The organism is Anaerosolibacter carboniphilus, assembly GCF_014205875.1.
In the GTDB taxonomy this organism is placed as follows: domain Bacteria; phylum Bacillota; class Clostridia; order Peptostreptococcales; family Thermotaleaceae; genus Anaerosolibacter; species Anaerosolibacter carboniphilus.
Window position 1 is genome coordinate 1 of record NZ_JACHEN010000042.1, and the last position, 21,100, is coordinate 21,100.

A 21,100-nucleotide genomic window follows, 5' to 3' on the forward strand; every position below is an offset into this window, starting at 1 on the left:
CCCATGATCATGGCACCAAGAAACATTGGGATGCCAGCACCTACCACCACGCCCATGGTTGCCACAGCACCAACGACACCGCCTCTCGTATCTGCCACCATCTTTCCTCCGGTATAACCGATAAGGAGTGGAAGCAGGTACGTAATCATAGGTCCTACCAATGCACTAAGATTTTCATTGGGTGTCCATCCCGTAGGGATAAACAATGCGGTGATGAATCCCCATGCGATAAACGCACCGATGTTTGGCATCACCATACCGCTTAAAAATCTACCGAACCGTTGGATTCCTTCCTTGGTTCCTTTTCCTTCTGGGCCCTTTACACTTACCGATGCACTTTGTGACATACGAATCCCCCTTTTTATATAGTTTTGGCATGAATAATTAGTGACATAACTAAATGGCCATTTTAGTCAGACTTTTCTGTTAACTAGATTATATGTTGTCGCCACTAAGTGCACAACACAAAGATATTAAGGGGGTGTCGCCATCATTCATGACATCATTAAACTATGAATAAAAATAGACTACAGAGGATCCTCTGTAGTCTATTTTTATTCATACCTATTTAGCTTTTATAAACATCTGTGTGATTTTATAACTGTTGTAATTCGTTGTATCTTTTGCAATCCCTATACCGATATGGGTAAAATTAGGATTTAAGATATTTTTTCGATGTCCGTCAGAACTCATAAAAGCTACATGAGCCTTTTGAACACTAGCGTTGATGGCAATATTTTCACCAGCAGTAGAATAACTGATTCCAAATTGTTTCATCATATCAAAAGGACTTCCGTAGGTTGGCGATGTATGAGAAAAATATTTATTCCTAACCATATCCTCAGATTTTTCCTGAGCTACAGGCATCAGCCCATCATGGAGTTGAAGGGGTGCTGCTCCCACCTTAGCTCTTTCTGCATTGATCAATTCAAGCATCTGATATACACCCGCTTGATATTTTCCAGTCTCTACAGGCTGTTGTGGCGCAGGCTGCGGTGTTGGAACTGGTTGCGGTGTTGGAACTGGTTGCGGTGTTGGCTGGGGTTCAGGCTGTGGTGCTGGTTGAGGTACTGGTACCGGCTTCGGATCAGGCTTTGGAGCTGGCTGCGGTGCCGGTATTGGTTTCGGTTCCGGTTTTGGCGCAGGAGCATTTCCACTATCTGGATTTACTTCTACAATCTCTATTGGGATGGGTAAAGGCTGATTCGGGTAATACTTTATGTATGTCTTATACCAAGAATATATATCTTTAATTCTATAGGTCTTCGTGGGCGTTTCATAGTTGAGATAGGTTTTGTTATATTCCTTACCATCCACATACACCTTATACTGTACTTCTGCATTTGCCATCGAACTAAATGGCACCACTAGTAAAGCTGATGTCAATAACACCGATAATCCCTTTTTCATTTTATTCATTCATATCCATCTCCTTTTCGTTTATCCTCGTCTGTACGGTAGCAATCTTAAGTCTAATGTTTATGAACTAGATTAGGTATATTATACAATGATATACCTCGTCATGGGTGATGTAATATATGGTATAACAGTGGATAGCCCACAGAAATACAAAATCATGGTTTCTGTGGAAAAACAAAACAAAAAGCCACAGCATTTTCACTGAGGCTTAGTGAGCATCTTTAACACTTCTTCATCCACTTTATAATTCTTTCATACATAAGTCCTCTTCTTAACTTATAACGCCAACCATGATACAAAACAATCTCATTATGTATGACTTGTTTCCTATACCAAATGAATTACTTATGACCGCCATATCTTTGAAAACCAATCTTTCATCAAACAGTAAACCCTTTACCTGATAGCAATAGTTCTTCTATTTCTTCTGCAGGCAGTGGCTTGCTAAATAAATACCCTTGTCCAAGATCACAGTCATACTCTCTTAGTATCTTATATTGGTTCTCTGTTTCTATTCCCTCCGCTGTAACGATTACATCCATATTATGGGCAAGATCGATAATGGTTTTGGCGATAAATTTTTCATCATGATGTTTTGTAATATCCTGCACAAAGGACTTATCTATCTTTATCATATCAATCGGCAATTTTTTAAGATAATTTAAGGACGAGTATCCTGTTCCAAAATCATCCAAAGCAATCCTCATGTTCACGCTTTTCAGCATATTCAATGTATGTATCGACTGCCTCAGATCATGCATCGCAACATTTTCCGTAATCTCAAACAAGAGGTTCCCCCCATCGATGCCCATCTCATTAACAATATGGATGATTTTATCGGTTATATCCTGATGCCTTAATTGTCTCGCAGATAAATTAATAGCTATATAAACCTGAGGTAATCCCATATCATACCATTGTTTTAACTGCCGGCAGGCTTCATGGATTACCCATTCTCCGATATCGATAATCGCACTGGATCCTTCTGCAAAAGGAATAAACTCATTAGGGGCAATCATCCCTTTCTTAGGATGCAGCCATCGTATCAGCGCTTCTAACCCAATAATTTTCCCTGTTTTTAGGTTGATCAGCGGCTGATAATACAAAATAAACTCCTTATTTGACAAAGCATTTCTTAAATCTTTCTCCATGTCCAAAAATTTCAATGACTTCTCATGCATCTCAGGCGTATAAAGGGCATAACAGTTTTTGGCATTTTCTTTGGCAACATACATGGCTGTATCCGCATTTTTTAGCAAGCTCTGAACATCCTGCCCATCATCAGGGTAGATAGATACCCCTACACTACTGGTGATATACAGTTCATTCCCCTCAATCACCCAGGCTTTGCTAATCGCTTCCATAATCGCAATAATCTCATTATGAAATTCAATGGTATCCATCACATTGGACAAAATAATGGCAAACTCATCTCCACTCAAACGAGATATGTTCATATGCTCCTTCACTGTCGCCCGTAATCCATCGGCAATATCTTGTAATAATCTATCTCCATAATGATGACCCAAGGTATCGTTGATCTTCTTAAAATTGTCTAAATCCAAATATAGCAAAGCAAGCTTTTTTTGCTCCTTTTGGGCCTGTAGAATCTGTTCCCGTAACATTTTTTCAAACAATTGTCGATTCGGTAACCCTGTTAACCCATCATAATAGGCCAAAGACACAAGTTGATTTTCCATTACTTTACGCTCCGTAATATCGGTCCCCATTGCAATAATACCTAAAATAGTCCCTTTGCTATCACGAAAGACGTTGTTGTTCCATAAAACATCTACCCTGCGCCCTTCTCTGGTGACCACTTGATTTTCCTGGTTTCGAATAGCCTCGCCACGTAAGATCGCTTGAATGATCTCATCGGTATGCTGTTTTCTCTCCGCTGGAATAAATACATCAAACCATCTTCTTCCCAGAACTTCATTTTTCGTATAGCCAGTCAGTTTCTCAGCAAAGTTATTGAATTCAAAAATCCTTCCCTCCGTATCTACCCCCAGGATAAATATGGCTGCTTCGTTAATAATATTTTGATACAGCTCCTTTTCTTGATAAAGACGCTCTTGCAGTTCCATATACTCTGTAATATCTGTATGAGATCCTGCAACGCGTATGGCATGGCCTTCTTTATTCCATATCCCTTTTCCCCGGCTTAAAATCCATCGATATTCTCCATTTTTGCATCGCAGTCGATAGGTACTTTCATAGATTCCCGACTGGGATGCTAGATATTCCTCAATCTTATTCACCGCATTTTCTCGATCCTCAGGATGGAGCAGCTGCTTCCAACTATCATAACGATTCGGTATTTCTACATCATCGTAGCCGAAAGCATTCTTCCATTTTATAGAAAAAAAGTAGGCGCCGCTTTCAAGATCCCAATCCCAAATACCATCATTGGCACCTTCTACAGCCAGTTCATAACGTTGATCGCTTATCATCAATGCATTTCGATGTTTTTCCATCTCATCAAATTGATAGCTTAATTCCTCATCCATAGCCAATAATTCTTCATGGGCTGCACTCAAGTCCTCAAAACCTTCAAAAATTTTATCAACAGCTCTTTTAAACAGCGTAATTTTACCGTAAATAACAAAATAAAATATTAGTCCTGTCAGAACCACATAAAACCACCCCTTGTAGGTTTCCAACTGCATAAGCATCTCCGGATCCTTTACAAAGGAGCTTAATATCATATCTGACAACAATATCCATAGCCCTCCCATGAAAGCGTAGAAAACTATAATCTTCAAGGTCTCCTCCCTTGGTTTAAGTTCCATTTTGGCTTTCACATAATCTGATAACTGGCTTTGAATATCTCTTATTTTATCATCAAACCATATTGCATCTTTCCTTACCTTCATCGAGCATCCCCCTTTTCCTTCAGGTTTGGTCAAGTTATACTGGTTGGTACTATTACATTGGCAAATACTTGTGCAATATTTTATTCTTAATAGTTTGTTTTTAATATTTACGCTTTCCACTACAACTTCCAAATGTGAGAATTTAATAACAATTTTCCATTAATTATAATATTTAGCGTTTTTTTCACATTCTCCTGCCCAATTTAATACTACAAAATAGTAAATCTTTCCCTATTTTTCGACATCTCGCTCAAAAGAACAGTCCGAAACCACTGAAAAAGTTTCAATTAGAGAAAAACCTTCGAGCCTGTCATTCTGAGCCCAGCGAAGAATCTAGTATTTAAAGGCTTTAGAGATTCTTCATTTCACTACATTTCATTCAGAATGACAACATGCTAGATTTTTTCAGGGCCTCGAACAGCCCTTCTGAAGTATCGATCAAAATAAAAATTACCTGCCCGATATATTTACTAGGCAGGTAAGTGACAAATTTAAATTCAACTTTTTAAAGGTTGACTTAATATACACAAAAGGATATAATAGAAATAGCGTCTTCTTTTTAATTTATTTTATTTCTATCCCATTCAATAATACCACAAATATTTGTTTTTGTCAATACATCTTCAAAAATTTATTTTGAAAGCGAGGGATTTCTATGCATTTTCTTGATATTTTTTCCAAGACAGAATTGTTCTTTGTTGAGGATATGGCCCATGAAATTATGCTTACAAATGAGGTTTCAGAAATTTTTGGATTGTATCTCTCTCCACAGGACTCACGGGAAATTATAATCACTCGAAATACTATTTTAAAAGAGTATGGGCGAGTTGAAGTAGATATTGAAATCACGCGCAAAATCATTATGCAGTTTTGTTCATCCCCTTATCTACAACAGGCTGATTATATGGAGACCATTATAGAGATTCAAGAATTATTTCATTATATAAAAAATGAGTTAGATGATGATATAGGCGATGATGAGCTGATTGAAAGACTTGCAGATTTGTATAATCATAAATGTTTTGGGGTTTTGGATCTTTTAAAGGGAAGAGAAACAGAAAAAATTATTCAGCAGTATAGATTTGGAGATGAATATGATCAAGATCCTGACCTAGAAGTGGATGAGGATCAAGTAGAAAGTTGGGAGGACACGTTATGGGATCAATAATTGGGATAGATAAGGAAAAGCTGGATCAAAATCAATATTTAGTTTCCCTAATGAACGAAGGCTCTCGAAAGGGGTTGCTAAGTTTAGACCTTGTAAAGGATATTCCCTTCGGATTGATGGAAGTCCTCAAAGAAGTTATGAGAATGTATACAAAAGGAGAAAGTTCAACTTTAAAGGTCGACACAGCAGAGGGTTTAATGAAATCCATTGTATACTCCATAGATCTTCTTTTAATGAATTATCCTGCTCCAGAGGATGCCATCCGTCACTTGCAATCCTGCAATGTGAAGGCTCTATATCAAGAGGCATTATCATATGCCAACGATTATATTAAAAGTACAAAAAAATTATACCAGTCCATCGAAGTGAAACGTGTATTGGTACCAAATGTTGTCTATAACGAAACCTTTACAGAAGCGATACCAAATTTCCTTTTAGACTATGATGTGATTTTTTCTGCTCATAATACATCTAGTGATATGGATTATCCTTTGGCCTGTGATGACATATCTGCAAAAGGAATCACTTACATCAGGAGATATCTTGAGCTCTTTGAATTAGAGAATGACTTTTGTCGCAGTTTTAACCCTAAGAATATAGCCAAGCTGCTTCAAGCCTATGGAAAATCCAATGGACTAAATTATGAACAAGCACCTATAAACTTATTTGAAATCGTGCTCAATAACGTTGTTTTTTTAACCTTTCTGGATAAAAGTTATGACAATCTTTTAATTTCAACCATAGAATTTGAGCTGATAGAGGAGAAACTAAATGGATTAAACAAGATTGAGATCAAGCATCTTATTTTCAGTATCTTAGATAAACTCATCCATCGCTTAGAGATCATGAATCCGAATCTTATTGATTTGATCTATCGATATTCAGAGGCTATGATAGAACGTCTTAACAATGCGTTGGCCCATGGCCATCTTGCCAATATGATGGTTTTAGAAGTCGTAGCTCGCCATAAAGAAAGAACGATTTTAGAACTGGGTTATAAAATGAATAATAGAGCTTTTAGGTTTGTTTATAAAAAAATAACAGATTGTTCTACCATTGAAGGTAAAATGATTTTATTGAAGAAATACATCAATTCTTTGGACGATTTTGTTGATCTGTTGAAAGCAGACTGTTTTTACAACAAAGAATATGACTATGTTTTTAATAGCTTGGGAAATCTAGAACTAAGCACCTTGATCATTCATGGGTTTAAGGAACATATGCTGAAGGGCGAAGATAAACTTTCTACACTCCTTTCTAAAACCATTTCCTACAGATACGATTGGGAAAAAGCTTTGATCGATTGGTTAAAAAAACTGGATAAAAACCGCATGCAAGATATCGAATTACTAGTCTATCAAAACCTAGTCAATGAAATTATTTAATAAAGTCTTCTTTGAAGATTTATAAAGGCGAACTACTTCATACTATAAATCTATCATCAGTTCTAAATTTAACTGTAGTAAGGGCTTCAATTCCCCATAAATTACGGGACTGAAGTCCCTCCTACGTTAGAAATGATGTTACGCCTTCTTTAGTTTACGCGTTTGCTGCAGCAACCTCTTCTTTATCTTTCTTTACCTCATCAGCTATAATATCCGCACATCTCACTTGGTTAAATATACCACAGTAACAGAAATTACATAGTTTTACGGCTGCTTCATCTTCTGTTAAACGTCCTTTTCTGACTTGGTCAATCATGTGTTCCACGAACTTAGGTGGAATCATATGGTGTCCACACATCGTTGTAATCGATAACGTCGTCTCATCAGGAAGATTTTCCTTTTTACCCCAAACACCCAAAGAATAGTTGATGGAATGAGGGATTACCTCTGCGACTTTACAAGCAGGTAATACTTCTGACAGCACACCAGTAATGACTACAGATAATCCTAAATCCTTTTCTTTTATCTGCTTTAAGAAATCAACAACTTGCTCTCTTTTGGTGAATACACCTCTAAGACGGGACTTATCAGTAATATGGTCTTTAATATATTCAATAGGATACTGGGTTTTAGGGCCGGACTTAACATCTCCCCAGTTTTCAGAACCAGCTGCTTCAGCGGCAGCAATAAATTCTAATGCTTTTGGTTTGATGTTTACATCATTTACACCTTTAGTTTGATACATAAACCAGTTAAAATCCTTTTTCTGAGACTCAATAGGCCCTGAACGATGTAATGAATGCGTCATTTTATCTACCCCCTTATATTTTCTAAGCTAATGATAGTGGTTTACCTAAACCAACATTTACTTTCCCCCTGTGTGGCTGAGGAATATTCAATTCATTAAGACAATCCAACGTTTTTGTTTCACCGTTTTCATCCGTTCTGATAATTAAACCTAAAGAGAATACTGTGTCGATTTCTTTTTCAACTTTTTTTAGGGCTTCAAGAACCTGTTTTAAATTATCCTCTTCACATTTACCTTCAACAATCACAGATAACAGATGATAATGCAGACATTCATCCACTAACTTTCCTGTTGAAAGGTCGGGCATTAATGCTGCTAAAGGAGTATGCTCTTGCGAAGCTAGTTTAACGCCAGCAGCAGCACAAGCCATCGCAACTTTTTCTGCATCTCTTAAATAAACACCCATACCGGGGCGTCCCATATCAACACAAATGCCTACTTCTCCTTTTTTAACTCTACCAGATACGTCATTGGTTTTAACCTCTTCCGTTCCCCTGCCGGTTACACCCGTAACACCATGATTCTCCACAGGGTCACTAAGTACATGTTGAAACTGCTTGTAAAAGCTATCTAGCTCTATTGCTTCAATAGCTCCTTTCGGACAAACTTTTTGGCGTAAGCATACATAGCATTCTGTACATCTGTCCTGATCAACAAAACATTTCTTTTCCCTGACATCAAAATGGAACGCATCCACAGTACAAAACTTTTGACAAATTTTACATCCAACACATAAGTTTTTATTAATTACTGTCATCGTTTTGACTCCCTTCTTTTTGGTATTATATACTCTTTATTTACGCCTTAGATTAGATAGATCTAATCATCAGGTGCTTGTATCTAAATACTTAGTATCATTGTATATTTTGGGATATTGTATCCCAAAATATATTGAAAAAAATATGTTTTAAACGGTTGTCTCAACCTTTTTCTTTGAAATCATATCTCGAATAATAGGGAAAAACAGTGAAATCAGTGTGATACCAAGTAATATCAATGTGATAGGTCTCTCAACAAATATGGACCAGCTTCCTCCAGACATAATCAGTGCTCTTCTCAGGGAAGCTTCAGCCATGGGTCCTAGCACCAGAGCCAATACGACGGGGGCTATTGGAAACTTAAGTTTTCTCATGAAATATCCTAATACGCCAAAGAGCAGCATCACACCTACATTGAACAAATTGTTTTTGACAGAATATGACCCTACGAAAGCTAATGAAATAATAAGAGGCATCAGAATTCTATAGGGAATCTGTAGTACTTTTACAAATATCTTAACCCCAAATAAACCTAAGACCAGAAAAGCAAGATTAGCCAACAGCAACCCAGCAAAAATACCATAGACCACATCAATGTGATCCTTGAAAAGCAATGGACCTGGTGATATACCCTGAATCATAAAAGCTCCCAAAAGTACTGCTGTTGTCTCTGATCCAGGTATCCCTAAGGATAACAAAGGAACCATCGCACCACCCGTAGCTGCGTTGTTGCCTGCTTCCGGTGCCGCAATACCTTCCAATGACCCATTACCGAACTCCTCTGGCTTTTTAGACCATCTTTTTGCTTCATTGTAGCAAATAAAAGAAGATATGGTGGCGCCTGCCCCTGGAAGTATCCCAACAAAGCTTCCGATGACCGAGGATCTTAATATTGTACCAACAACAGATCTTAGTTCAGAAAGGGAGGGAAGAAGTCCTAATATTTTTGCATCCTTCATAGAAAGGCTATTTGGTGACTCAGCATTTATTAGAACCTGGGATACTGCAAACAAGCCAATCAACACAGGTATAAAAGATACGCCGTCTAAGAGATTTACTTGACCAAAGGTATATCTTGGCGTACCATTCATCATATCAATCCCCACAGTTCCTAGCATGAGTCCAAAGACCCCAGCGATGATACCTTTGATTAAGCTATCTCCGGCCAAGCTCGTGATAATGCTTAAGCCAAAAACAGCGAGGGCAAAATACTCTGGTGGTCCAAATCTTAGTGCTACCTTTGCTAATACCGGGGCTAAAACAATGAGAATGATTACACTGAGCGTTCCTCCAATATAGGAAGCTATGGTAGCCATCCCTAAAGCCTTACCTGCCTTCCCTTGTTGTGCCAGTTGATGCCCATCGAAGGTAGTGCAAGCCGCAGCCGTTGTTCCTGGCGTATTAATCAAAACTGCTGTAATTGAGCCTCCGTAGATTGCGCCACAATATATGCCCAAGAGCATTGACAATGCAGTAACAGGAGTCATTCCATACGTTAGGGGCAGTAATAACGCTACACCCATTGATGCATTGATCCCTGGCAATGCGCCGAATAATATCCCCATGGCAGCTCCGAAAAATGTAATCAGAAAATTATTGGGCTGTAATATTTGTTGAATCCCTTCTAATAACAAGCCAAAATCCATCATTTATCACCTCCATTTTATCTTTAAATCAACAATCCTTCAGGCAAAGGAACATGTAAAAGCAAATGAAAAACACCATATAGACATAGGGCAACTAACATGGCCGATGTCACATCTATTAATGATTTTCGTCGACTTAATAGATAGATTGTAACGAGAACATATAAGAAGGTAGTGATGACATAACCAATAAAGTTCATAAGTATCAAATATGCAAAACATCCTATCATCATATAGACAGATAACGGATTCATTTTTAACTTAAATTCTGCATTTTTCTTCCCCACTAAGGTCCTAATGATATGGATAATACTTAATAATATCATCGCCATGGCCAGTAATCTTGGGAAAAATACTGGACCTACCCCTATATCTCCGCCAAAATTGTTGGCATCAAGTGTATATGATACAAAAAACCATACTGAACCAATCAAGAGCGATATGATTCCAGCGATTATTTGAGACATTGCATCCACCTCTTTTTTAGCGGGCACGATGATTCACCGCACCCGCCTGTTTTGATATTCAGTATCCTTGGTTATTTAATAATTCCCATCTCTGTTAACGTTTTCTTGTAAAACTCATTTTGCTCTTCTATAAAGCTATAAAACTCCTGTCCATTTTTAGCATCCTTAATAATGTTATTTTTCTTATAATAATCTACCATCGCCGGATCATCTAAAGCCTTCTTAAAGGCTTCATACATAACAGTTTTTACCTCTTCTGGCGTACCTTTTGGCGCAACAATCCCTCTCCAAGTTTCTACGATGATTTCTTGCCCATTTTCTTTAAATGTTGGAACATCCTTATAATCTTCTAATCTTTCCGGGCTAAATACACCAATTCCTTTTAGCTGCCCAGCCTCTAGCTGACCTGCGATTTCACTTGGGTTACCATTTAGTACATCTATGTGTCCTCCTAGAAGGGCAGCCATTGCCTCTCCACCACCATCAAATGGTACAAAGTCTACTTGAATTCCTGTTTGTTTCTGGAATATAGCTGCTGCCACATGATCTGTTGTCCCGATTCCAAAGGTTCCCCACTTTAATCTTCTTTCTTTTCCTGCCTTAACCACATCTTCTATGCTTTGTAAATACCCATCAGCCTTTACAGCTGCCATTGTAGCATCTCTTCCTACCATAATAATAGGATCAAAATCTTGATATGTATTGGGCGTGCCTTTAGTAAGTGGCGTCAGAACTAAATTTGTTGTAACTGCTAGGGTTGCATAACCATCCGCTTTCTGACCCGCCATGTATGCCATAGCTGTGGCACCACCACCGCCTGGTTTATTTTCCACCACAACTGGTTTACCTAGAATCGGCTCAGCAGCCTTTGCTAATGTTCTTCCAAAAATGTCACTACCGCCACCGGGTGACCCCCAAACCACTAGATTTACAGGTTTTTCCGGAAACTTCACTTTGCTTTCCTCACTTCCACCCTGAGAGCCCGTAGGCGAACTACATCCTGTCGCCATAAGAGCCAGCATAAGAATCACCAGTGCAATTGATAATACCCTTACTTTTTTCATACTCAACATTCCATTCTACCCCCCATGTAATCGTTTTGATATCCCCCTACCTAGAATTCAGAAATCTCTCTTCTCCCCCATTTACCACTTCCTTTTTACATCAATTTTGTATATTGTATATTGGATCCCAAACAATGCTCACATTTATACTCTCTATTTACTTTTATTTCTTGATTATGACATTATTGTCCCATTCTTTTCATCAGAGCTTCTCCCGCTTTTTCAATATGTTTTTTCATAAAGATCTCTGCTCCATATTTGTTCTTTTCCTTAATCTCCTGCACAATATCCTTATGTTCACTTAATGAAACTTCTGCTCTTCCTTCTAAGGATAAGGATTGATGTCTGTATCTTTGTATTTGTTCATGAATGTTCTGCAGCATTTCTGTAAGCATAGGACTATTAGCCTTTCTCACAATATAATCATGGAATCTTGTATTACAATTTATCTGCTTATCGATATCACCATCTTTTATTGCAGTTTCCATCTCACTTATAATTTTCTCTAAATCAGCAATCATTAGCGCATCAGAATTGTCAATTGCAAGCCTTACGGCTAGCCCCTCCAAAACTCCCCGAATATTGAATATCTCCTTGATTTGTGATTCATTTACTCTTGCAACCATAACGCCCTTACGAGGTAAATTTTCAACTAGTTTTTCGATCTCCAATCTCCGCAATGCTTCCCTAATAGGCGTTCGACTAACTCCCATCTCTTCTGCAACTTGATTCTCTATAATCCGTTGACCCGGTTTAAAGTATCCATCTAAAATTGCTTTTCTCAACTTCTCAAATACTGCATCTCTTACGGTCTTATAATTTTCTACTTTTAGGCTCTTTTCTTTTTCCATCTGTTATCTCTCCCTATTAGGATTCTGTATCCCAATTTCTCAATTTATAGAATTCTCTGCAAATTTTAAAATTCCTTCAAGGATTTCTTAAATATTTTTTTAACAAATTTTAGATAATTTCTGTTATTCTACCAAATTTAGGATTCTGTATCCCAATTTTTTGTAAAAACACTGTGGTAGTATATTATATTCCTTGTCCTCTCACACATATGAATTATCTTTTTTTTAACAAGACTTTATTTTCAGCTAGAAAATATGGATTTTTCATATACTCCCTACATACAACCTGTGGATCGTCACTCAAATCGCATATTTTTTGCATAAAAAAGGCACACTACGTGTGCATCGCTAAGGGAACCTAGTTCCCCTTCGACGGCTGCAAAGCAGCCTGAACATCCCTCTAACTGCGGTATGGGAATACTTCCCCTGTACCCCTGCTTCTTTATAGCATAAGAAAGTATACTTTCTTATGCTATAAAGAAGCAGGATATCTTATTTGATATCCTCTTCCTCTTGCTATTCATTACTATTTTTATATTTAGGCATGTAGATCACAGCCTTAAATAAATCTCCATCTATTTCTATATGAAACCTGCCTCTTTGAATTTCAATTAAACTTTTTGCAATAGATAATCCCAATCCACTACCTTGACTGCTTCTGGACTCATCTCCTCTTTTAAAGCGCTCCATTAGTTCATCAGCTGAGATATTTAGCTCATAGGCCGAAATGTTTTTGATGCTTAGCAGTATTTCACTGCCTTCATCTTCTATAGCTATATATACCCTTGAACCTGTAAGGGCATATTTAAATATATTGGATAACAAATTCTCTATGGCTCTCCATAATAATTTCCCATCCGCTTTGATATATACTTTATCTGTAGGATGATTTATCTTAAATTCTAATGCCAGCTCTTCAATTTTATCATTCAGTTCTCCTAAGCCCTGAGTAATTAAAGATACGATATCTATTCTTTCAAAGTTTACTGGAATATTTCCACTGGAAGCCTTTGCTGCTTCAAATAGGTCATCGGTTAATATTTTTAGCCTTTGAGCTTTTTGCTCTAATACTTCTACATATTCTTCTACCTTTGATGGATCCTTTTCTTTTTTTAATAAATCCACATAGGTGATAATAGAGGTTAAAGGAGTTCTGGTATCGTGGGACACATTGGTGATCAATTCCGTCTTCAACCGTTCACTTTTGAGCTCGTTATCCATCGCCTTTTTCAATCCATCGGTGATGCTGTTGATATTGGCAGCAAGTCTTCCAAACTCTCCATTCCCAGTCACATCTATTGTATGATGAATATCCCCGGCCTTTATTCTCTCTACCCCTTCTTTGATTGCATTAAATTCTTTTATCCGCTTATGGGCTAACCAAGCTGCTGCACCTATCGTCACTGGAAACATGAAAAATGTTGCAGCAACTAATATTGGATATCCGATTACGATGAGTACGATCTTTACGCCAACGCTGCCACTATCATATACATCGTTTACAAATTTAAATAGCTTGTAGAAAATACGATAGAGGAGGGTATGTTTTATCAGCGTCCTATTCTTAACATGCTTCACCAATGATAGCACCAGCACCAAACCGACGGAGGCGATGAGGGCAGTTACTGGCATTACCATTTTATTGATACTTTTCAGATTATCTGCAGCTTGCAGTGATACAAACCACAAGGTTATCAGCCCTACGCATAATCCTAGATTCACATCATTATATAATCGATCCACTGTATTTAAATGCAATTCTTGATCCTTAAATGCTTTTCTTCCTATGACGAGTACTAAATATACAAATGATACCATTAGTCCTAATAAAAATCCTGCTATTCTATATAGACTGTTTGTAACGATTATTTTGTTTTGATTCCATTCTTTTATCCTTGAATTTAAAAACTCTTTTGTAAAAGCAATATAGACAGCATTGTTTCTCTGATCAAATCCATCAATATTTGATAGAATCCAATGATAATCTCTATTATCTTTGATTTCTGTAGGATATATTTCTTTATCATATTCATCAAATATCATGTAGGAAGGAAAAGATCTAAAATAGGCTTTCTCCGTCTGATCGCTATTGGCAAATACGTTTGTACCATCACTGGCATAATATATAATTCCTTCGTACTTTTCCAGTCTTTGTAAAAGTAAGTTGTATTCTTTTAAGTCATTGCTTATCAACTGATCCCTTTTCTGAGAAATTTTATCAGCATATATTTCTTTGAATTTTTCATAGTTCTCCTCATCACTTAGATTAGGATTATAGCTTTTAGAATTGTATTGGAAATCTGAAAATAGATTTTCTTCTTCAATCCTCATTTCATCCTCTGTAATCGTTTCACCGCTTAGGATATGTGCTTCATTCTTATATTCTCTTGTTAACCACCTTAAATCCCTAACAATTGGTTCACTTTCCTCCATATATGCCCTGCTAAGGAAATAGCTATCTTCAAAAACCATATGAAAATCATCATTCGTGGTTGCTAATACATTTATAAAGGTTGTAATCGCTCCTGTAAAGCACAGGATTACAATGATAAAAACGATGATTTTTGTTATTATTGAATGACTATAATTTTTCAACTTTGTATCCAATTCCCCACACCACCTTCAAGTATTTTGGCTCTTTCGGATTTATTTCAATTTTTTCTCTGATTTTTCTTATGTGAACTGTCACGGTATTTTCAGGGCTAAAGGCAGTTTCCTTCCATACCTTTTCGTAGATTTCCTCAATCGAAAATACTCTCCCGGCATTTGCAGTCAAAAGCTTTAATATTTTATATTGTACTGGCGTAAGATGAACCTCTTCTCCATCCACAGTTATGCTTTTACGCTCGTCATCGATCACAAGTCCTCCTGTTTTATATACATTGCTTTTCGTTTCAAGGCTTCCCAATGTTGTATATCTTCTCAGTTGAGACTTAACCCTTGCAATTAACTCCAAAGGATTGAAGGGTTTCGTTATATAATCATCTGCTCCCATATTCAAGCCCATGATTTTGTCCGTATCTTCTGATTTGGCCGAAAGCATAATCACGGGTATATTATTCTCTTCTCTGATCTTCATGGTAGCTCTTAATCCATCCATCTTGGGCATCATAATATCCATGATAATAAGATGGATCTCATTTTCTTCTATGATTTCCAGCGCTTCTATTCCATTAGAAGCTTTAAATATTTTATAACCTTCATTTTCTAAATAAATTTTTATAGCTTCTACGATTTCCTTATCGTCATCACAGACTAGTATGTTCAAGACGTATCACTCCTGTATAAATATTTGTACATATTATCATATCACACCCTTTAATATTTACTCTAAGGTTATGATACCAATCAAATCTTAACAAACCCCCTATACAAATCTTAAGATTTTCTTAATGTTTACAGCAAAAAGCCAGCATACGCTGGCTCATGATATTATTTAAATGCAGTTAACCGCAGGTTAAATCCTATATTGCTTAAGAAGCGCTATGAATGCTTTTCTTCAAAAGTACCTTTCGAATATCAAAATAAGATATTTCTTCTGGCAGCTCTTCTTTAATGGGCTTGAGGTATTGACCTCCAACTTTATCTATCGCCTCTAATATTTGACGCTCCATAGCTGGATCTATCATTTCATTGAGATCTACCTCTAACCCTTCCCCGAAGCACTTTTCCAAATGACTGAGTATAGTAGTCTCTGTACAACCTCTTTCTTCAGCCATTTTTTCAATGGATAATCCTTGTCGATGCAGTTCATAGGTCACAAGATGGGTTTTGGTTTTGTCTGATCCCTTTGATTTTCCTTGGAATTCTTCTTTCGGTTTTAAAACGGATTCAATGTTGTTTCTATTCTTATATCCTATGATCATATTCAAAAATACATCTCCATAGGTTTCCGCTTTCACTTCTCCAATCCCTTTTATCCTCAACAGCTCTTCTTTACTCTCTGGCAAATACATAGCCATTTCTTTCAGTGTTGTATCAGGAAAGATTACATATGGAGGTACATGCTTTTCTAAGGCTATCTTCATACGTAAAGCCTTTAGATCCTTTAACAGGGTTTCATGAACCGCCCTTTCTGTCTGATTTTCAATTTCATTGATATCTTCCCGTTTGAATATTTCTTCTTTCCCTTTCAATACAGCAACAGATTGAGGTGTTAGCTTCACCACAGGATATTTCCCTTCCGTCATCGCAAGATACCCTTCTGCCACAAGAAAAAGGATAATCTGCTGTATATCTTTTGTTGTATAATCATCCATGATGCCATAGGTTGAAAGGTTCTGAAAACCTAATTCCAGTACTTTCTTATTTTTAGATCCATTTAAAACATTGGCCACCATGGTAACACCAAAGCTTTCCTTCATCCTATACACACAGGAAAGAATCTTTTTCGCTTCCAGGGTAATATTTTTCTTTTCTCTATGATCTAAACAATTGCTGCATTTACCACATTGTTCCCAATCGGTGTTTTCTCCAAAATACTCTAAAAGCCTCTTCCTTAGACAGTCATGGGTATGGCAGTAATCCACCAAAGTCTGTAGGTTTTTGTAGACCATTTGCTCTCTTTCCTGCTGCATATCGGTGATTTCTATCAGGTATTTTTGCTTTACCACATCCTGGGGAGAGAACAATAAGATACATTCACTGTTTTCTCCATCTCTCCCTGCTCTACCTGCCTCTTGATAATAGGCTTCAATGTTCTTTGGCATATTAAAATGAATCACAAACCTAACATTCGATTTGTCAATCCCCATCCCAAAGGCATTGGTAGCTATCATAATCAAACTCTGATCATAAAGAAACGCATCCTGGGACTCTTTTCTTTCTTCATTTCCCATTCCACCATGGTACATACTAACAGAGAAACCCTTGTCCCTTAATTCTTTAGCTAGACTCTCTACTTCTTTTCTAGTGGCACAATAGATGATGCCCGATTGATCTGAGTGGTTTTTTAGATAATTCAAAAGATATTTTTTCTTATCTATCCCTTTTTCAACGCCAAAATAAAGGTTTGGACGGTCAAAGCCTGTAATAATCTCCAATGGACGATCCAATTTTAAAATTTCTTTTATATCTGTTATGATTTCCTCCGTGGCCGTAGCTGTAAATGCTCCTAGCAGTGGTCGTTGATTTAGCCTTCGAATAAATCTAGGAATTTCTTTGTAACTAGGTCTGAAATCATGTCCCCACTGACTGATACAATGGGATTCATCTATGGCTACAAAAGGTATGCTTATATCTGTCACTATATTTAAAAAATCCACCGTGTTTAACCGTTCAGGGGCTATATATACCAACTTATATTCACCGTTTCTTATTTCCTCTAATCGCGTTCTTTGCTCTTGCACTGTTAAAGTACTGTTTAGATACGTCGCCGATATACCCGATTCTCTTAAGGCATCTACTTGATCTTTCATTAATGATATAAGCGGCGAAATCACCAGGGTTACGCCCTCCATCAACAATGCAGGAATTTGATAACACAAAGATTTTCCGCCACTCGTAGGCATGATTCCCAATACGTCTTGCCCTCTCACTATGGCTTCAATTAACTCATATTGACCTTTTCTAAAGCTTTCGTAACCAAAATATTCTTTGAGTATACGATTCGGATTCATCTTTACACCTCACCCATTCCAACTACATCTTTTCTAATCTAAAGAGGAAGCGTCCAAGGGACGGCTTCTTTTGACCCTATATGATTCACCTATTGTTGTTCTGCAAGGGCTTCAAGGGAAATTTGAACATCTATTACCAAATCATCTTCATTGAAAAGGATAACAAATTCCGTTTCATACTCTATCTCACTATCTTCCCCGTTCATCAAGACCGTACAAATTCCTTCTATCGCTTGCTTGGTGATGTTCTCAACCACAATATTTATAATATCCATTTCTTCCAGTCCAGCGTATTCATAAATATTTTCAGGCAGGCTTTTTTCTAACCCCGCCAACAGAATTGCATATATTCTTTCATCATCATATTTGTGAATCATTTCCATCATGAAAACCTCCACTATTTTTTTATATTATCTCATGGAGTTATACAGAAATCAAATTTCTATGAATTCGCTTATCAATATGACACTACATATTTCCTTAAAGAATCGTTCATGGTCTTTACTTGACAAAATATAATAATTCAGATATACTTTTGTTTGTTAGAGGGAGTAACTGACCTTTATAGGGATCAAAGTCGTCATTTCGGAGTTGTGAAACTCCCGGCTTTGATGGCAATCTTGTCTAGTGAGACTCTACAATTAGCAATGCTAATTGTAGAGTTTTTTTGTTTTTATAACCGTATTGGTGAAAACTTAATTGATTAGAATGACCACACCATTCCCTACAAAATAAATTTTCCTAGGAATCAATCTATACTCTTCTCTATGAAACCTTATATCTGCACATAAAATCATGCTCAAGAAGAAAGGAAGAATGTTCATGGATGAATTAGTTTATCATTATTTATCATCGTTTCACACGATCGTTTTATTCTTAATTGTAGCAGTCACTCTTTATATACTGGGTAAAGGTGCAGATACGCTTGTTGATGAAGCAGTTCATCTCTCCGTTCATTGGGGAATTCCTAAAGCAATTATTGGTGCTACCATTGTTTCATTGGGAACTACCTTGCCAGAAGCCACAGTGTCAGTTTTGGCAGCTGTAAATGGAAACCCTGATTTGGCTTTGGGTAATGCCATTGGATCAATCATTGTAGATACAGGACTAATACTTGGATTGGCAGCCCTTATTGGAAGATTGCCAGTGGATCAAATGACGATTAATAAGCAGGGTAAGGTTCAATTTTTATCTGGTATTTTATTAGCTGTAGTCTGTCTTCCATTTTTCTCCGACGGCATTACAGGAAACATTAGCCAATGGATGGGCTGGGTATTTATTTGTCTTCTAGCTATATACCTCTATGTTTCTATGAAATGGGCTAAAACTTCTAATTCTGAAGAGTATGTGTTGGGAGAAGGAAAGAGGCCTGTTATCCTTCAAATATTTAGGCTAATTTGGGGTATCGCCTTGGTTATTCTATCTTCAAAAGTACTTATACCTGCCGTTGAAATCTCCGCTGTTCGTGTAGGTATACCTCAGAGTATAATCGCTGCTACACTTGTAGCTTTCGGTACGAGTCTTCCTGAACTGATCACTGCCATTACTGCAGTAAAAAAAGGTCATGGTGAACTAGCTGTTGGTAATATCGTTGGTGCTGATATACTAAATGTACTCTTTGTAGTTGGTAGTGCAGCAGCTGTTACAAAGGGCGGCCTTAATGTTCCATTTAATTTTTACAAGCTTCAATTTCCAACAATGCTAATCATCCTTTTCGCTTTCAGATATTTTGCAAAGAGCTCTGATGATGCCATATCTAAAAGGGAAGGAATATTTTTATTAGGAATTTACTTTGTTTACCTTGTACTCAACTATGTATGGATTTAGTGGCAAAATGATTCTATAACATTTAGAAGTCCACTTTAAAAGCAAAGCCCCTATTTTCCTTAAAAAATTAAGAAAAATAGGGGCTTTGCTTTCTTCATCCGAAAGAATTGTGTCAAAATTGTTTTTAAATTATTTTCAGCAGACTTTTATACACTTACCAGCTTACTTCTAGCCCTACTCCAACCTCTTTCACAGGCAAAGTCTTATATATCTCTGCTCTAACAGAAAATGAAGTGCAATGGCAAGGATATAATTCCTTTAAGTTGTTCTGTCTTAGATAATCGATAGTTTTATTAACCTGTTCATTTACTTCAAATAAATGAAACCCTCCTATAATTCCTAATACCCTGTTGTCTTTGCATACTTTTTTTGCATATTCTATTATATTGCATATCCCACTATGTGAACATCCTGTGATAATATAAATGCCATTTTCACTTTTATATACAAGTGCTGTATCATCCATTACATAATCATCGACTGAAGTTTCACCAAAAATTTGTTTTCCAATTGGTTTTCTATCTTCGAAATCGTTTGTTTGAGGTATTTCTCCTAAAAAAGTTATATGTTTGCTCACTTTCATTGGTTCTTTCGAAAGTATTAGATTGCACTTTCCTTTTAGTTCTTCTTGCAAAATAGGAGAACAAATTTTTAAATTATCTACTGCTTTTTCTTTAAATGCATCTGGATGAGCAATAATAGAAATGTTATGTTTGTCGTTATGTTCAAAATAGTATTTTAATCCTCTTGTATGGTCATCATGACCATGTGAAATAACAATAGCATTTATATTTTCTAAATCTACTTCTAATGCATACGAGTTTTTCAAAAATAAATCAGAATACCCCACGTCCAATAACAACCTGATATCCTCATCTTCAATATAGTATGAAACAGCAGGTTCACCAAAATAATATTGATCAATGTATGTATTATTATCTACTAAAACTTTTAGCTTCACCGTTTTGCCTCCTTCGCTCAATGGAGTCAAAGAAATGATTTTCTTTTTGACTCTATTTCTTTTATTTTGTTATCCCTACATCAACTAGCAGTATTCCTGCTTATAGTAATGTTTCAATCTCTTCCGCCCATCGACTCTATACAAATCATAACCATCGCTAGTTTTATTGTAGGAGAGTTCACGCTCCTACATCCTTATAAGAAACTCATGTGCAGCAACATATTTGATATAACTTCTATAATTGTATAAATT

17 protein-coding genes are annotated in these 21,100 nt (G+C 36.8%); 3 read left to right on the plus strand and 14 right to left on the minus strand.

Features of this window, described 5'->3' with window-relative positions; genetic code table 11:
- From HNQ80_RS23100 to HNQ80_RS23110, 3 genes are all read right to left on the minus strand, one after another.
- The coding region (locus HNQ80_RS23100; protein WP_330602999.1) for a PTS transporter subunit EIIC at positions 1–347 on the minus strand (347 nt) is incomplete at its 3' end.
- A gap of 217 nt (positions 348–564) precedes the next feature.
- A complete protein-coding gene (locus HNQ80_RS23105) occupies positions 565–1,419 on the minus strand; it encodes a CAP domain-containing protein (RefSeq protein WP_243183519.1) in 855 nt (284 codons plus the stop codon).
- Positions 1,420–1,799: 380 nt separating this feature from the next.
- Complete coding sequence (locus tag HNQ80_RS23110; protein ID WP_184313153.1) at positions 1,800–4,295, minus strand: bifunctional diguanylate cyclase/phosphodiesterase; 2,496 nt, start codon at positions 4,293–4,295, stop codon at positions 1,800–1,802.
- Positions 4,296–4,950: 655 nt separating this feature from the next.
- Here HNQ80_RS23110 and HNQ80_RS23115 point away from each other — a divergent pair.
- Positions 4,951–5,463, plus strand: a complete 513-nt coding sequence (locus HNQ80_RS23115) for a DUF6323 family protein (RefSeq protein ID WP_184313155.1) — start codon at positions 4,951–4,953, stop codon at positions 5,461–5,463.
- Positions 5,451–6,848 (plus strand): DUF6179 domain-containing protein, encoded by a 1,398-nt coding sequence (locus HNQ80_RS23120; protein WP_184313157.1) that lies wholly within the window; start codon positions 5,451–5,453, stop codon positions 6,846–6,848. The genes HNQ80_RS23115 and HNQ80_RS23120 overlap by 13 nt, the downstream gene beginning before the upstream one ends.
- Before the next feature lie 154 nt (positions 6,849–7,002).
- Here HNQ80_RS23120 and HNQ80_RS23125 read toward each other — a convergent pair whose 3' ends face one another.
- The 10 genes from HNQ80_RS23125 to HNQ80_RS23170 all read right to left on the minus strand — a co-directional run bounded on the left by HNQ80_RS23125 (position 7,003) and on the right by HNQ80_RS23170 (position 18,443).
- The gene (locus HNQ80_RS23125; protein ID WP_184313159.1) at positions 7,003–7,656 is read right to left on the minus strand and encodes a hypothetical protein; all 654 of its coding nucleotides are present in this window, start codon (positions 7,654–7,656) and stop codon (positions 7,003–7,005) included.
- A 22-nt stretch (positions 7,657–7,678) separates the two neighbouring features.
- Positions 7,679–8,413, minus strand: coding sequence for an indolepyruvate ferredoxin oxidoreductase subunit alpha (locus HNQ80_RS23130; protein WP_184313160.1), 735 nt, complete (start codon positions 8,411–8,413; stop codon positions 7,679–7,681).
- A 150-nt stretch (positions 8,414–8,563) separates the two neighbouring features.
- Positions 8,564–10,063: a tripartite tricarboxylate transporter permease gene (locus tag HNQ80_RS23135; protein ID WP_184313162.1), complete on the minus strand. Its 1,500-nt coding sequence runs from the start codon at positions 10,061–10,063 to the stop codon at positions 8,564–8,566.
- A gap of 20 nt (positions 10,064–10,083) precedes the next feature.
- Positions 10,084–10,527, minus strand: a complete 444-nt coding sequence (locus HNQ80_RS23140) for a tripartite tricarboxylate transporter TctB family protein (RefSeq protein ID WP_184313164.1) — start codon at positions 10,525–10,527, stop codon at positions 10,084–10,086.
- 71 nt (positions 10,528–10,598) lie between these two features.
- Entirely contained in the window at positions 10,599–11,600 is a 1,002-nt protein-coding gene (locus HNQ80_RS23145; protein WP_184313166.1) for a tripartite tricarboxylate transporter substrate binding protein, read from the minus strand.
- A gap of 173 nt (positions 11,601–11,773) precedes the next feature.
- Positions 11,774–12,442 (minus strand): GntR family transcriptional regulator, encoded by a 669-nt coding sequence (locus HNQ80_RS23150; protein ID WP_184313168.1) that lies wholly within the window; start codon positions 12,440–12,442, stop codon positions 11,774–11,776.
- A gap of 516 nt (positions 12,443–12,958) precedes the next feature.
- Positions 12,959–15,049, minus strand: a complete 2,091-nt coding sequence (locus HNQ80_RS23155) for a HAMP domain-containing sensor histidine kinase (protein ID WP_184313170.1) — start codon at positions 15,047–15,049, stop codon at positions 12,959–12,961.
- A complete protein-coding gene (locus HNQ80_RS23160) occupies positions 15,024–15,710 on the minus strand; it encodes a response regulator transcription factor (RefSeq protein WP_184313172.1) in 687 nt (228 codons plus the stop codon). The genes HNQ80_RS23155 and HNQ80_RS23160 overlap by 26 nt, the downstream gene beginning before the upstream one ends.
- A 205-nt stretch (positions 15,711–15,915) precedes the next feature.
- Entirely contained in the window at positions 15,916–18,060 is a 2,145-nt protein-coding gene (gene recQ / locus HNQ80_RS23165) for a DNA helicase RecQ (RefSeq protein ID WP_184313174.1), read from the minus strand.
- 89 nt (positions 18,061–18,149) lie between these two features.
- Positions 18,150–18,443 carry a hypothetical protein gene (locus HNQ80_RS23170; protein WP_184313176.1) on the minus strand — a complete coding sequence of 98 codons (294 nt, stop codon included), beginning with the start codon at positions 18,441–18,443 and terminating at the stop codon, positions 18,150–18,152.
- A gap of 439 nt (positions 18,444–18,882) precedes the next feature.
- On the opposite strand from HNQ80_RS23170, the gene HNQ80_RS23175 reads away from it, so the two are divergent.
- Positions 18,883–19,887, plus strand: coding sequence for a calcium/sodium antiporter (locus HNQ80_RS23175; protein WP_184313178.1), 1,005 nt, complete (start codon positions 18,883–18,885; stop codon positions 19,885–19,887).
- Positions 19,888–20,041: 154 nt separating this feature from the next.
- Here HNQ80_RS23175 and HNQ80_RS23180 read toward each other — a convergent pair whose 3' ends face one another.
- Entirely contained in the window at positions 20,042–20,848 is an 807-nt protein-coding gene (locus HNQ80_RS23180; protein WP_184313180.1) for an MBL fold metallo-hydrolase, read from the minus strand.
- Positions 20,849–21,100 lie beyond the last annotated feature (252 nt).

What these genes read in the sequence shown, in the direction of transcription:
- HNQ80_RS23170 (WP_184313176.1), bottom strand. Translation starts at nt 18,443, where the DNA reads ATGGAAATGATTCACAAATATGATGATGAAAGAATATATGCAATTCTG.
- HNQ80_RS23130 (WP_184313160.1), bottom strand. Translation starts at nt 8,413, where the DNA reads ATGACAGTAATTAATAAAAACTTATGTGTTGGATGTAAAATTTGTCAA.
- HNQ80_RS23175 (WP_184313178.1), top strand. Translation starts at nt 18,883, where the DNA reads ATGGATGAATTAGTTTATCATTATTTATCATCGTTTCACACGATCGTT.
- HNQ80_RS23140 (WP_184313164.1), bottom strand. Translation starts at nt 10,527, where the DNA reads ATGTCTCAAATAATCGCTGGAATCATATCGCTCTTGATTGGTTCAGTA.
- HNQ80_RS23145 (WP_184313166.1), bottom strand. Translation starts at nt 11,600, where the DNA reads ATGTTGAGTATGAAAAAAGTAAGGGTATTATCAATTGCACTGGTGATT.
- HNQ80_RS23110 (WP_184313153.1), bottom strand. Translation starts at nt 4,295, where the DNA reads ATGAAGGTAAGGAAAGATGCAATATGGTTTGATGATAAAATAAGAGAT.
- HNQ80_RS23125 (WP_184313159.1), bottom strand. Translation starts at nt 7,656, where the DNA reads ATGACGCATTCATTACATCGTTCAGGGCCTATTGAGTCTCAGAAAAAG.
- HNQ80_RS23105 (WP_243183519.1), bottom strand. Translation starts at nt 1,419, where the DNA reads ATGAATAAAATGAAAAAGGGATTATCGGTGTTATTGACATCAGCTTTA.
- recQ (WP_184313174.1), bottom strand. Translation starts at nt 18,060, where the DNA reads ATGAATCCGAATCGTATACTCAAAGAATATTTTGGTTACGAAAGCTTT.
- HNQ80_RS23120 (WP_184313157.1), top strand. Translation starts at nt 5,451, where the DNA reads ATGGGATCAATAATTGGGATAGATAAGGAAAAGCTGGATCAAAATCAA.
- HNQ80_RS23150 (WP_184313168.1), bottom strand. Translation starts at nt 12,442, where the DNA reads ATGGAAAAAGAAAAGAGCCTAAAAGTAGAAAATTATAAGACCGTAAGA.
- HNQ80_RS23115 (WP_184313155.1), top strand. Translation starts at nt 4,951, where the DNA reads ATGCATTTTCTTGATATTTTTTCCAAGACAGAATTGTTCTTTGTTGAG.
- HNQ80_RS23135 (WP_184313162.1), bottom strand. Translation starts at nt 10,063, where the DNA reads ATGATGGATTTTGGCTTGTTATTAGAAGGGATTCAACAAATATTACAG.